Consider the following 13826-nt stretch of genomic DNA (forward strand, 5'->3'; position numbering starts at 1 on the left):
GTCCGCATGCGCAAACTGCTCGATCAAGCTGGAAGAATGTAACGCTCGATGGCGACAGCAACGCCGTCCTGCTCATTGCTATCTGTAACATGATCAGCCTGTCCTTTGACTGTCTGCTCGCCCTGCCCCATCGCAATCGACAAGCCAGCCTTATGGAACATCGCCACGTCGTTACCACCGTCGCCAATGGCCGCCGTGCGAGAAAGATCGACTCCCAGATACTTTGCCAATGTAACCAGCGCGTAGCCCTTGTTGGCCTCAAGCGCAGTCACGTCGAGGTAGTATTTTTGCGAACGCGCAGCCAGGGCCAATCCTTCGATCTGCGGGTTGATGCGAGCTTCCAGAGTCTTCAGCAGCTCAAAATCAGCGCTGGCCGCAACGATCTTGTCGACGCGATCAAGGTATGGCTCGAAACTCTCGACCTGAACATAGCGGTACCCCAGTGCGTCGAGCTCATGATCAACGTAATCGGCGTGAGGATCGAGCAACAGCCATTGATCGTCGGCAAACACCCAGATCGCGACATTCTGCCCGGCAAACGACTCCAGACAGATGCGAACGGCGCGCGGGTCAATGCGATGAGCCACCAGCAGGCTGCCATCGGGATGAGTGATGGTGCCGCCATTGAATGCCACAGTGGGCAAATCCACACCCAGCGCTTCGATCACCTGGCGCATGGCCCTGGGCGGGCGACTGCTGGCAAGCGTGAAGTGAATACCCACCTCGCGCAAGCGCCTGATCGCGTCGATATTGGCCTGGCTAAGGCTGTGATCACGGCGCAGTAACGTGCCGTCGATGTCGGACAACAGGAACTGTACGGGCAGTTCAGACATTCAATTCTCTCCATTCGCGGCCATCACGGCTCAGCAGCTCTTCACCCGCTTGCGGGCCATCCTTGCCGGCTTCGTAAAGCTGCACTTGCGGCTGCGCGGCCCAGGCGTCGAGGAACGGCTGCACGGCACGCCAGCCGTTCTCGATGTTGTCGGCCCGCTGGAAGAGCGTCTGATCACCGGTCAGGCAGTCATAAATAAGGGTTTCGTAACCTGTGGAGGGCTGCATCTCGAAGAAATCCTTGTAGGCGAAGCCCAGCGCGATATCTTCCATTTTCAGTTCCGGGCCAGGACGCTTGGCAAACAGATCGAACCACATGCCTTCGTTGGGCTGGATCTGAATCCTCAGGTAGTTGGGCTTGAGGCGGTCGACTTCGGTGTCGCGAAACTGCGCATACGGCGCGGGCTTGAAGCAGATGGCGATTTCCGTGCTGCGAGCACTCATGCGCTTGCCGGTGCGCAGGTAGAACGGCACCCCGACCCAACGCCAATTGTCGACCATGACCTTGAGCGCGACATAGGTTTCGGTCGTGCTGTCGGGCTCCACGCGATCCTCCTGACGATAACCGACAACCTCCTTGTCACCCATCGCGCCTTTCGCATACTGGCCACGCACCGAGTTGGCCAGAGCCTCCTCCTGACTCCAGGGCCGGATCGCTCCAACCACCTTGGCCTTCTCGCCGCGAACAGCATCGGCACCGAAAGCGGCCGGCGGCTCCATGGCAACCATAGCCAGCAACTGGAACAGGTGATTGGGCACCATGTCACGCAATGCGCCGGTGTGTTCGTAAAAACTGCCACGGGTTTCGACGCCTACGGTCTCCGCCGCCGTGATCTGTACGTGGTCGATGTAGTGGTTGTTCCAGAACGATTCGAACAGACCATTGGAGAAACGGCTGACCAGAATGTTCTGTACCGTTTCCTTGCCCAGGTAGTGGTCGATGCGGTAGATCTGCTTCTCGCTCATGACCTTGAGCAGGCAGCCATTGAGCTCGACCGCACTGGCCAGATCGGAACCGAACGGTTTCTCGATCACTACCCGGCGAAACCCGTCGCCGTTTTCCTGCAACAAACCTGACGAGCCCAGCCGCTTGGCTACTTCGCTGAAAAACCGGGGTGCGGTGGCCAGATAAAACACCGCGTTCGCGGTGCCGGTGCTCTCGATCTTGCTGGCGATGTCCTGATAGGTGGAGTCGTCGAGGAAATCACCCTGCACATAACTGATACGCTCAGCCAGATTGCTCCACAGCGCAGGATCGAGTGGATCCTTGCCGCCACCGGCAACCTTCCCGGCGGCTTCGTCGCGAATGAAGTTCTCGAGCTTTTTCGCAAAGTCGGCATCGCTGATCGCATTGTGATCGACGCCAACGATGTGCAGCCCTTCATCCACCAGACCGTCGCGTGACAGGTTATAGAGTGCCGGCATCAGCAGGCGCTTGACCAGATCTCCATGGGCACCAAACAGAAACAGGGTCGTGGGGGGCGCCACTTCGGCTTTTTGCTCGGCGCTGCCGCGCGACAGGCCCATTACTTGGGTTCCTTGTGGCCACCAAATCCGAAGCGCATGGCCGACAGCATTTTATCTGCGTAGGAACTCGCCTGACGTGAGCGGAAGCGCGCAAACAACGCACTGGACAGTACAGGAACCGGAACCGCCTGCTCGATGGCGGCTTCGATGGTCCAGCGCCCTTCGCCACTGTCGGCAACCGAACCGGAAAACGCATCCAGTTGCGGGTCCGTCGCCAGGGCATCAGCGGTAAGGTCCAGCAGCCAGGAAGACACCACACTGCCACGACGCCAGACCTCGGCGATATCAGCCGTGTTCAGATCAAACCGCTGCTCAGCCGGCAAATGCTCGGAGTTTTTCTGCTTGAGAAGATCGAAGCCCTCAGCGAAGGCCTGCATCATTCCGTACTCGATACCGTTATGGATCATCTTCACGAAATGACCGGAACCCGCAGGGCCGGAATGGATATAGCCACGTTCGGCGCGATCGTCGGTCGAGGTACGGCCTTTGGTGCGCTCGATCGAGCCAAGACCTGGTGCCAGAGTTGCAAACAGCGGATCCAGGCGCTCGACAACAGCAGCCTCGCCTCCAATCATCATGCAATAGCCGCGCTCAAGCCCCCAGACCCCGCCTGACGTGCCGACATCGACGTAATGCAAGCCTTTTTCGGTGAGCTCCTGAGCGCGCCGAATGTCATCCTTGTAGAAGGTATTACCGCCGTCGATGATCACATCATCGGCGTCAAGCAACTGGCTGAGGGTCTGAATGGTCTCTTCGGTCGGCGCACCTGCCGGGAGCATTACCCAGATGGCGCGGGGCTTGTCGAGCGCATCGACCATTTCCTTCAGGCCTGCGACTGCAACCGAACCGTCATTGGCCAGGGCGTTGCGTGATGCCTCATCGCGGTCATACACAACAGTCGTGTGGCCGTTCAACATCAAGCGGCGTGCGATGTTGCCGCCCATGCGGCCCAGTCCAATAATCCCAAGTTGCATGAAGGTGCTCCTTAAATCGTAAAAAAGGTGCCGCACTTGCTGTCCAGCGCATCGACAGGTTACGAGCATGCTGGTTAGTCAAGCGAGGCGGAACGTCGGTTCCCTTGCGAGAAGATGAAGGCGTCTACGCCCTCCTGTGGTGCATTTTGTCGCGATTAATAAACATTCGCGACAATTAAAAATAAAAAAGTTCCAAAATCATGCAAAAGAAATCAAAATCGGTGCCGATAGAGAGGGTAAGCAGCGGCGCTCATGGATTGAAAGTCATTGCCACGGACCTTTCTGAGGTTGAATCCGCCATTTGCGAGGTGAGCAATGGGCACTGTACTACCAGCACTTGCACCACAAACCCTGTATGTCACGATCCGCCGCGACGAATTGCGTGCATTGAAAGAAGAGCGCGAGCAGTTGCAGAAAAAGGTCGCTCATTTGAGCTCGATGCTGCAGCAACCCCACTTGTCTGCACCCGGCAAGATGCTTCAAGCCTGACTGCCATTGCATCACCCCTTAAAACGCTTCAGGGCAAGCCCGATATTCTGGCTTGCCCACCTGATCTGCCCTCACAACCTGCACCCCTTCCCTGTCCGATTCTGCTGAACAGTTTTCCCTTGCACCCGACACGGCTGCACACAAACCTGCTGCGTACTTTATAGCGCCTTCTGCCAAAACATGGCACGCCCCATTTCAGGGCTCAACTGGTAATTGTCGAAACCGAGCTTCCTGTAGGCACCTTGAGCTACCTCATTGCCCTCCAGAACCTCAAGTGTCAGTTTGCAGCAACCTCGCTGGCGTGCAATCTCTTCCACCTTGAGCAACATTTTCTGGCTGATGCCCATGCCGCGGTATTGAGCGACGACCGCAACGTCGTGAATATTGACCAGCGGACGACAGGCAAAGGTTGAAAAACCCTCAAAGCAATTGACCAGCCCTACCGGCTCTCCGGAAATGAACGCCAGCACACTGAAAGCGTAGGGACGTTTGGCCAGCTCGATAGCCAACTGCTGACGCGCATCGCTCGACAGCGGCCGACCTGTACCCATGACATCCATCGAATATTCGTTCAGCACAAATCCAATTGCATCAGCGTGCACGGGATTCGTGTAACTCGCTTGCAGTACCAATACCTCGGGGGCTTCCATTTCCATCCTCGTCAATTCAATAAAAGTGATTCTGTAAAATCAGTCAAAGGGTAACTCTTTCAGACCAGCACGTTATTTCAAGCCAGCTCTGTGACTAGAGCGTCCAGCCCGATTCTATCCTGCCTCGCTGCAAAATGTTCCAGCGCGGAGGTAGGAATTTTCTCGCCACGCCCACAGATTGACCGCCAGACGCACCCAGAAAAGGCGCGACGCACCGATGGGGATCATGAGCACCTCCACTCACCCGTTTTTTTCGATAAAAAAGAAACGCATGACCTCGATTGTCGAACGATCCGACGACCGGTCATGCGCCCTCGGGACTCGAATTTAACCCATAAAAAAGCGCAACGACTGCCGGGCTGGCCCTTGCAGCGTGCCAACAAGCGCGGCTTCAAAGCCCTTGCCAGACATTCGCGCAGAAAAAAGTCGAAACTTCTCCAAAACGCCCCGGTCAGGTGAATGGAGCATCTATGCTATTGGCTGACATCCGGTAATGGCGACATCACGCGGCTTTGTCACTACGCATGGTCCAAACGGGTATTGATCTTGCGTAGTGCACGTATGTGTACCCGGCCATAGGAAATGGCCAATAAAAATCAAGTGATGCACCAAGACTGTTTTAAGGGGAAAAATCGATGATTAGCGCCGCTGTCAAAACCCAGAAGGGAGAGAGTTTTAACCAGCCTGTCGGCGAGCTGACTCATCTGCCAGTCTTCTCTACCAAGAGCGTTCCTTTGCTGCAATTACCAACCTCGACAATTCAGCCTACGCCGACCATGTCTCAGGTCAGCAGACGCAAAGTGTTGTTCGTGACCTCGGAATTGGCCGACCTGGTGAAAACCGGTGGGCTGGGCGACGTATCCGCCGCATTGCCACGAGCAATGCGCCACCTGCATGACGTGCGGGTTCTTATTCCAGGTTATCCGCAGGTCATCAACAGCGGAAACCCGATCCATATCATCAGCCAGCTGGGCGGGCATGCTGCACTGCCACCTTGCAAGGTGGGTCGCATGGACATGAAAGATGGCCTTGTGATCTATGTGTTGATATGCCCTGAGCTTTACGAGCGTGAAGGCACGCCTTACGCCGACAGCGATGGCCGCGACTGGTCCGATAACCATATTCGTTTTGCCCGTCTGGGGCTCGCGGCTGCCGAATTTGCGGCTGGCGAAGTGAAAAGCCAATGGTGCCCCGAGCTGGTCCATGCCCATGACTGGCCTGCCGGCCTGGCGCCTGCCTACATGCGCTGGCGCGGGCAGTCCACGCCAAGCATCTTTACTATTCACAATCTGGCCTATCAGGGGACCGTGAGTACCGCTTCGAGTCGTGAACTGGGCATTCCAGATGAAGCGATCACCCCGGAAGGCATGGAGTTCTACGGCAAGCTGTCCTTCATCAAGGCAGGCATGGCCTTCGCGAGCCACATTACGACCGTGAGTGCCACCTATGCTCGGGAAATCACCACGCCAGAGTTTGGTTGCGGCCTGGAAGGTTTTCTGCAGAGCAAGGCTAACAAGGGTCAGCTCAGCGGCATCCCTAACGGAATCGACGAAAGCTGGGATGCAGCGACCGACGAACACCTGATCTGCCACTTTGCGCCCAACGAATGGACGCGCAAGGAAATCAACGCCGACTATGTGCGTGAGCTGTTTGAGCTGGATGCCTCGACCGGGCCCCTGTATGCAGTGGTTTCGCGCCTTGTGTATCAAAAAGGCCTGGACCTGACCATCGGGGTTGCCGAGCACATCGTCAACAACGGCGGACAAATCGCAATTATCGGTCGCGGCGAGCCCGAGGAAGAAGATGCCATGCGCGAGCTGGCCGCACGCTTCCCGGGGCGCATTGGTGTGCGTATCGGTTTCAATGAAACCGACGCTCGACGCATGTTCGCCGGCAGTGATTTTCTGTTGATGCCATCGCGCTATGAACCCTGCGGTCTGAGCCAGATGTACGCGCAACGCTTCGGCTCCCTGCCTGTCGCACGCAACACCGGCGGCCTGGCGGACACAATCGAGGACGGCGTGACCGGCTTCCTGTTCAAAGAATCAACCATCGAAAGCTACACCGAAGCCCTGAACCGCACGTTTCAGGTATTCGCCCACCGTGAGCTGCTCAACGCCATGCGCTGCCGTGCAATGGCTGCTCCCTTCAACTGGCATCAGGCAGTAGAGCCCTACGCAGATCTCTACCGTGACCTGTTGAAGAAAAACGTGAGCATTTCCAGCAACTACTAGTTTAAGGATCAATGGATGCCACTGCGTACAGACGATAACTGGCGCCACGGCGCCGTCTTGCTAGACCCCGAACACACCCGGTTTGCCCTCTGGGCACCGGATGCCAACTACGTAAATGTCGAACTCCAGGATGGCCAGGGTGTTCAGTCACTGGCCATGCTGCCCCAGCCGGACGGCTGGTTCGTCCTTGAGGCCCGCTGCGAAGCGGGCACTCGATACAGCTTCAAAATCGACCATGAACTGGAAGTGCCTGACCCCGCCTCCCGCGCGCAGGTCGACGATGTCCATTCTCAAAGCTTCGTAGTGGACCCTCTGGCCTATTCATGGCAAAACACCTCATGGCAAGGTCGGCCGTGGCATGAGGCGGTGATCTATGAGCTGCACGTAGGTGCGATGGGCGGCTATGCTGCGGTGGAAAAACACCTGCCGCGCCTTGCGCAAATGGGCGTTACCGCGATCGAGCTGATGCCGCTTGCGCAGTTTCCCGGTGATCGCAACTGGGGCTACGACGGCGTTCTGCACTACGCCCCGCAATCTTCCTATGGCACTCCGGAAGAGCTCAAGCACCTGATCGATACAGCTCACGGTCTTGGCCTGATGGTAATTCTGGACGTGGTGTACAACCACTTCGGCCCGGACGGCAACTACCTGGGAAGTTACGCCAAGGAGTTTTTCCGCAGCGATCTGCATACCCCGTGGGGCGATGCCATTGATTTTCGCCGCCCGCAGGTGCGCGACTTCTTCGTCGACAATGCGCTGATGTGGCTGCTGGAATACCGCATCGACGGCTTGCGCATGGACGCTGTGCATGCCATTCGCGATGAAACGTTCCTGCCAGAATTCGCAACTCGCGTACGCGGCCAGATCGAGCCGGGCAGGCACGTGTGGCTGAACCTTGAGAACGAGTTCAACCAGGCCGGTCTTCTGGAGAAAGGCTTCGATGCACAATGGGACGACGACGGGCACAACACTTTGCACGTGCTGCTGACCGGTGAAACCGACGCCTATTATTCCGACTTCGCTCAGGAGCCTACGCAAAAGCTTGCGCGCCTGCTCAGCGAAGGGTTTGTCTATCAGGGCGAACAGACGCGGCATGGACACACGCGAGGCGAGCCCAGCGGCCACCTTGCGCCAACAGCCTTTGTGTTGTTTCTGCAGAACCATGACCAGATCGGCAACCGCGCACTCGGTGAACGTTTGCCGCAGCTGTGCACGCCTGCTGCGCTGAAGGCCGCAACCGCCCTGTTGCTGCTTTCGCCGATGATTCCGCTGATGTTCATGGGCGATGAGTGGGCGGCCAGCGAACCGTTTCTGTTCTTCACCAGCCACCGCGGCGAACTGGCCGATGCGGTGCGCGAAGGACGTCGCAAGGAGTTTGCCGACTTTGCCGCATTCGCCGACCCGGAAAAGCGCGAGCACATTCCCGACCCGAACGACATCAAGACATTCGAGGCATCGCGTCCGGCGTTTTCGGCAGTTGATCTGGAGACCGACAAAGGCCTGGATCACCGCAGCTGGGTCGACTTTTATACACAGTTGCTGGCTTTGCGGCACAAAGAAATCATGCCGCGCCTGCCCGGTGCACGCTTCCTGAAAACCGATATTCTCGGCGACAAGGCAGTCAGTGCACGCTGGGCGCTTGGCGATGGCAGCGAACTGCGTATCGACCTGAACCTGAGCGAACAGGCTGTCGATGCTCCGCCGCAGCAAAATGCCCGGCAGATATTCTCCAGCGCCGCAAAATCGTCCGAACTTTCCCCGCAGGCCATCCTCAATCCTTACACGGCCATTGTCAGCCTGACAGCAAGTGATGTTCTGGAGGAACAGGATGAACAATGAGCAACTGGAGAGGCTTGCGACCGAGGCAGGGCTATCGGTGCATTGGGTCGATGCCAACGCTCGGCCGCAGACTGTCAGCCCTGATGTACTGCGCAAGGTTCTGGAGGCGCTGGGCTATCCGGCCGAAAACGGCGAGGCTATCGATGCCAGCCTGTTAAGTCTGCAAAACGCCAGCCACGGCAAAAGCGCCCCGCCGCTGCTGACGGTCGACACGGACAGTAATCTGGATCTGTCCGAGTGGTTTGCGCCGCAAACGCCATTCACGCTGCACCTAGAAGACGGTTCATCGCTGGACGCCAGGCTCACCGCGTCCGGCGAACTTCCAGCGCTGGCACCGCCCGGCTATCAACAGTTGGAGATTGCCGGTCAACATCTGACCATCGCTGTCGCCCCTAAAACCTGTTTCAGCATGGCAATGGCCACCGATGCGCCGAAGCCGCATGGCTGGGGTCTGACTGCTCAGCTTTACAGCCTGCGCCGCGAGGGCGATGGCGGTTTTGGCGATACGGAAGCACTGGAGAAGGTTGTTCGCGCTGCCGGAGAGCGCGGTGCCGATGCGCTGGGCATCAGCCCGATCCATGCAATGTTCGCCAATGATCCACACCGTTACAGCCCTTATTCGCCGTCCAGCCGACTGTTTCTAAATAGCCTGTATGCGTCGCCCGGTGCCATTCTGGGTGAACATGCATGGCGTCAGGCGATAGAAGACGCGCGCGTCGGTGACGAAATGAAGCAACTGGAAGCGCAGCAGTTGATTGACTGGCCTGCTGCTGCCCAAGCCAAGTGGAAAGCGCTGCACAAGCTGTACGAAGGGTTCAGTGCGGGTGATCACCCTTTGCACGAAGACTTCAACAGCTTCCGCCACAGCGGTGGCGAGGCCCTGGAGAACCACTGCCGCTTCGAAGCGCTGTGTGCCGAATCCGAAACGTTGAATATCGGCAACAATTGGCATGAATGGCCGGAAGAGTTCAAAGACCCTCGTAGTGACGCCGTAGCAGCATTTGCCGAAGCGCACAGCGAGCACATCAGTTTTCATGCATTCGCTCAATGGCTCATCGCCCGCGGCCTGGAGCGTGCGCAGTCTGCCGCACGCAGCAGTGGCATGCGCATCGGCCTGATCGCCGACCTGGCAGTGGGTGCCGATGGTGCCGGAAGTCAGGCCTGGAGTCGTCAGGACGAGTTGCTGTCGGCTCTGACTGTTGGCGCACCACCCGACATTCTCAACCGTGCCGGCCAGAGCTGGGGGATTTCCGCGTTTTCACCGGACGGCCTCAAGCGTAACGGTTTTCGCGCGTTCATCGAGATGCTGCGGGCCAACTTCGCCCATGCCGGCGGGTTGCGTATCGACCATGTCATGGGCTTGCAGCGGCTATGGGTCATCCCTCAGGGGGCGCCTCCCAGTGAAGGCGCGTATCTGAATTTCCCGTTGGACGACATGCTTCGCCTGCTGAGTCTGGAATCCTGGCGGCACAAGGCGATCGTGCTCGGTGAAGACCTTGGGACTGTGCCTGAAGGTCTCAGCGACAAGCTCAGCGCTCGGGCGATTCTGGGCATGCGTGTGCTGCTCTTCGAACAGAACAACGGTCAGTTCAAGCCCATCCTTGACTGGTCGGACCAGGCACTGGCCACCACCAGTACCCACGATTTGCCGACACTGGCAGGCTGGCTCAGCGAGCTGGATATCGAGTGGAATGCCCAGCTGGGTCACATTGACGAGCAACATGAATCGCAATGGCGTGAAGAACGCGGGCGCGAATATGCAAGCCTGTGCCGAGCCTTGAGTCAGAACGTCGACAGCCTGCCGTCCGACAGTGAAGACCCTGAGCAGATCATCGACGCGAGTATCCGCTATCTGGGTCACACGCGCGCTCCACTGGTGCTGCTACCGATGGAAGACGCGCTGGGTGTCAAGGAGCAGGCCAACCTGCCCGGCACCATTGACAGCCACCCGAACTGGCGCAGACGCCTCCCCGGCGATGCGGCCTCCTTGCTTGATAACCCGAATGCTGCTCGACGACTGGAATTGCTCTCCCAATCCCGGCTGCAAGCTGCGGAGCGTGACCAATGACCCGTCCATTACAGCCTTTGCGCGCTACCCAGCGTTTACAATTTCATAAAGATTTCACGCTCGACGATGCGGTGCCACTGGTGCCCTACTTCGCCAGCCTGGGGATCAGCCATGTCTATGCCTCGCCGCTGCTCAAGGCGCGTGCTGGCTCAATGCATGGTTACGACGTCGTCGACCCGACCGTCATCAACCCGGAACTGGGTGGCGAGCCTGCCCTGCTGCGTCTGGTATCGGCTTTGCGCGAACACGGCATGGGGCTGATCCTCGACATCGTCTCCAACCACATGGCCGTCGGTGGTGCAGACAATCCCTGGTGGCTGGACCTGCTCGAATGGGGTCGGCGCAGCCCGTATGCCGAGTTCTTCGACATTCAGTGGAATTCGCCGGATCCCTTGCTGGAAGGCCAGTTGCTGCTGCCGTTTCTGAGCAGCGATTACGGCACCGTCCTGCAGGCCGGAGAAATCCCGCTGCGCTTCGACGCCGAGCGCGGCATGTTTTATATCGAGCACTACCAGCATCATTTCCCGATCTGCCCGCTGACCTATGATTCATTGCTTCAGGCAGTCGAACACCCGCAATTGAAGGAAATGGGCCAGCGCTTCACTGCGCTTGCTCAATACCCGCAAGCCTACGAACGTGCACGTCAGGCCAGAACCGAGCTGGCCGAGCTGGCGAAAGATCCGCAGGTGCTCAAAGGCATCGAGCAGATCCTTGCGCACTTCGACTCCAGCAAGCCGGAAGGCTTTCAGCGTCTGCATCAGTTGCTGGAACGTCAGCACTATCGTCTGGCCAGCTGGCGTACTGCCGGTGATGACATCAATTGGCGGCGCTTCTTCGACATCAACGAGCTAGGTGGTTTGCGTGTCGAACGGCCGCAGGTATTTGAAGCCACCCACGGCAAGATATTCCAGCTGATTGCCGACGGCCTGGTTGACGGGTTGCGGATCGATCATATCGATGGGCTGGCCAACCCGCGCGGCTACGGCCGCAAGCTGCATCGCCGGGTAAAAAGCCTGCTCAAGCTGCGTCCTGCCGAGGCGCGCATTGATCATCTGCCTATTTTCGTCGAGAAAATTCTAGGGCCGGATGAGCCGTTGCGTGAAGACTGGAGCGTGGACGGCACGACCGGCTACGAGTTCATGAATCAGGTCTCGCTCCTGCAACACGATCCCAAGGGCAAAGAGCCACTTGGAGAGCTGTGGAGTCGACTGACAGAACGTACCGCTGACTTCGATCAAGAAGTGCTGGTGGCCCGGGATCTGGTCCTGCACGGCACGCTGGCGGGCGATTTCGAGAACGTCGCGCAGTCGTTGCTGCAAGTTGCACGCAGCGACCTGATGAGTCGTGACCTCACGCTGGGTGCAATTCGCCGTGCCCTGCTCGCGCTGATCGTCAATTTTCCGATTTATCGCACCTATATCTCGGTATGCGGCCGCTCGGCGCAGGACGACAAGTATTTCCAGCAGGCAATGGAAGGCGCTCGCACCACTTTGAACGAAGGCGACTGGCCAGTGCTGGATTATCTGGCACGCTGGCTGGGTGGCGAAGCGTGGCGCAAACTGCCACGCGGACCGTTGCGCAAGCTGTACAAGAATGCGTGTGTACGGTTCCAGCAACTGACCTCCCCGGTTGCCGCCAAGTCGGTTGAGGACACCTCGTTCTATCGCTCTGCAGTGCTGTTGTCGCGCAACGACGTAGGCTTTCATCCGCAGCATTTCAGTGCGCCGGTGGAAGACTTCCATCAGGTCTGCCTGGAGCGTCTGGAAAAATTCCCCGACAACCTGCTGACCACTGCAACGCACGATCACAAGCGTGGCGAGGACACACGTACACGCCTTGCGGTCCTGAGTGAATGTGCGCCGTGGTACGCCGAACAGGTAGAACGCTGGAGACAGCTGGCAGTGCCCCTGAAAGGCGAAGAACCGGCCATCAGTGCGGGTGACGAGCTGATGCTTTATCAGGCCTTGCTGGGCAGCTGGCCGCTGAGCCTGGAGGGCGAAGAAGCTCACCAGGAATACGCGAAGCGCATGGTGCAGTGGCAAGAGAAAGCCCTGCGCGAAGCCAAGCTGCAAAGCAGCTGGAGCGCGCCGAATCAGCCTTACGAAACGGCTTGCCGCGAATTTCTTGAACGTTTGCTGCTGGCTCCTGAAGCGCTCGCGTTGCGCCAGTCACTGAGTGCAACGGCCAATCGTATCGCGACCGCCGGGGCACTCAACAGTCTGGCGCAAACCTTGCTACGCTTGACCGTACCCGGTGTTCCCGATTTGTATCAGGGCACCGAGTTCTGGGATTTCAGCCTGGTGGATCCGGACAACCGGCGACCGGTTGATTATGCAGCCCGACAGAAAGCGCTGGCAGAAGATGCAAGCGCTGCCGACCTGCTCGATAACTGGCAGGATGGCCGCATCAAACAGGCGCTGATTGCGAAGGTTTTGAACCTGCGTGCCGAGCACCCAACGCTGTTCAGCGAGGGGCGTTATCAGCCTCTGGAAATAAAGGGTAGCCACGCTGGGCAAGTGATGGCTTTTGCCCGGGAGACACAAGGAGTGCGCGCTGTCATCGTAGTCCCACGCACAAGCAGTGAACTATTGGGTACTGCGCAAACTCCATTGATTAATGCTGCCAATTGGGGCGACACACGGATTATGCTTCCGTTTGCCGACTCTGGATCTGACTGGAAAGGACTCTTTTCCGACGGTGTCGCAACACACGTTCGGGAGATACCGCTCAGTGCAGCGCTTGAAAGATTTTCCGTCAATTTGCTTATTCAAACTATGTAATAGCTGGGAGTCTCAAGATGAGTGCCGACGAAAAAAGAATTCGCGATTTTGCTTACCAAATCTGGGAGTCCGAGGGTAAGCCCTCCGGACACGACGAGCGTCACTGGGAGATGGCTCGCAAGCTTGCAGAAGCAGAAGCCCTGGCACCTGACAAGTCCAGCGTGCGCAAGTCCAGCAAGCCCAAGCTGCCTGAAGTAGACAGCGCCAAGGCGCCTGCCAAGGGCGCGGCCAAACCTGTGGCGAAGTCAGCACCAGCAGCAAAGCCAGCGGCCAAGCCCGCAGCTGAAGCCAAGCCAAAGCCAGCGGCCAAGGCGGCTCCCAAGCCTGCTCCCAAAGCCAAGCCGGCTACCGCTGCGCCAACTGATGCCCCAGCCAAGCCTGCTGCCAAGAAGCCACGCAAACCGTCGAATTCTTGAAACTCTTCTGGCCGGGCG

At 58.2% G+C, this 13826-nt stretch carries 10 protein-coding genes; 6 read left to right on the plus strand and 4 right to left on the minus strand.

Going from position 1 to position 13826, the window contains the following annotated elements; all coding sequences use genetic code 11:
* Positions 1 to 23 precede the first annotated feature (23 nt).
* The 3 genes from RYB66_RS14785 to gnd are packed head-to-tail and all read right to left on the minus strand — an operon-like array spanning position 24 to position 3332.
* Positions 24 to 833, minus strand: a complete 810-nt coding sequence (locus tag RYB66_RS14785; RefSeq protein ID WP_005745145.1) for a Cof-type HAD-IIB family hydrolase — start codon at positions 831 to 833, stop codon at positions 24 to 26.
* A complete protein-coding gene (zwf, locus tag RYB66_RS14790; RefSeq protein ID WP_005745146.1) occupies positions 826 to 2358 on the minus strand; it encodes a glucose-6-phosphate dehydrogenase in 1533 nt (510 codons plus the stop codon). The genes RYB66_RS14785 and zwf overlap by 8 nt, the downstream gene beginning before the upstream one ends.
* Positions 2358 to 3332, minus strand: a complete 975-nt coding sequence (gene gnd, locus RYB66_RS14795) for a phosphogluconate dehydrogenase (NAD(+)-dependent, decarboxylating) (protein WP_004664947.1) — start codon at positions 3330 to 3332, stop codon at positions 2358 to 2360. The genes zwf and gnd overlap by 1 nt, the downstream gene beginning before the upstream one ends.
* 315 nt (positions 3333 to 3647) lie before the next feature.
* Here gnd and RYB66_RS14800 point away from each other — a divergent pair, with 315 nt between their 5' ends.
* A complete protein-coding gene (locus RYB66_RS14800) occupies positions 3648 to 3821 on the plus strand; it encodes a DUF6026 family protein (RefSeq protein WP_002553283.1) in 174 nt (57 codons plus the stop codon).
* A gap of 158 nt (positions 3822 to 3979) precedes the next feature.
* On the opposite strand, the gene RYB66_RS14805 is transcribed toward RYB66_RS14800, so the two are convergent.
* Positions 3980 to 4471 carry a GNAT family N-acetyltransferase gene (locus RYB66_RS14805; RefSeq protein WP_004658555.1) on the minus strand — a complete coding sequence of 164 codons (492 nt, stop codon included), beginning with the start codon at positions 4469 to 4471 and terminating at the stop codon, positions 3980 to 3982.
* Positions 4472 to 5106: 635 nt separating this feature from the next.
* On the opposite strand from RYB66_RS14805, the gene glgA reads away from it, so the two are divergent.
* From glgA to RYB66_RS14830, 5 genes are read left to right on the plus strand one after another with little or no spacing between them, the layout of a single operon-like run.
* On the plus strand, positions 5107 to 6705 hold the full coding sequence (gene glgA, locus RYB66_RS14810) for a glycogen synthase GlgA (RefSeq protein ID WP_004658556.1): 1599 nt from the start codon (positions 5107 to 5109) through the stop codon (positions 6703 to 6705).
* Between the two features lie 15 nt (positions 6706 to 6720).
* On the plus strand, positions 6721 to 8544 hold the full coding sequence (gene treZ / locus RYB66_RS14815) for a malto-oligosyltrehalose trehalohydrolase (protein ID WP_316894726.1): 1824 nt from the start codon (positions 6721 to 6723) through the stop codon (positions 8542 to 8544).
* A complete protein-coding gene (gene malQ, locus RYB66_RS14820; protein ID WP_016980822.1) occupies positions 8534 to 10612 on the plus strand; it encodes a 4-alpha-glucanotransferase in 2079 nt (692 codons plus the stop codon). The genes treZ and malQ overlap by 11 nt, the downstream gene beginning before the upstream one ends.
* Positions 10609 to 13392 (plus strand): malto-oligosyltrehalose synthase, encoded by a 2784-nt coding sequence (locus tag RYB66_RS14825; RefSeq protein WP_316894728.1) that lies wholly within the window; start codon positions 10609 to 10611, stop codon positions 13390 to 13392. Before malQ ends, RYB66_RS14825 begins: the two co-directional genes overlap by 4 nt.
* 17 nt (positions 13393 to 13409) lie before the next feature.
* A complete protein-coding gene (locus RYB66_RS14830) occupies positions 13410 to 13808 on the plus strand; it encodes a DUF2934 domain-containing protein (RefSeq protein WP_002553277.1) in 399 nt (132 codons plus the stop codon).
* Positions 13809 to 13826: the final 18 nt, after the last annotated feature.

It is taken from the genome of Pseudomonas syringae group sp. 243L2 (assembly GCF_032587875.1).
Lineage (GTDB): Bacteria > Pseudomonadota > Gammaproteobacteria > Pseudomonadales > Pseudomonadaceae > Aquipseudomonas > Aquipseudomonas amygdali.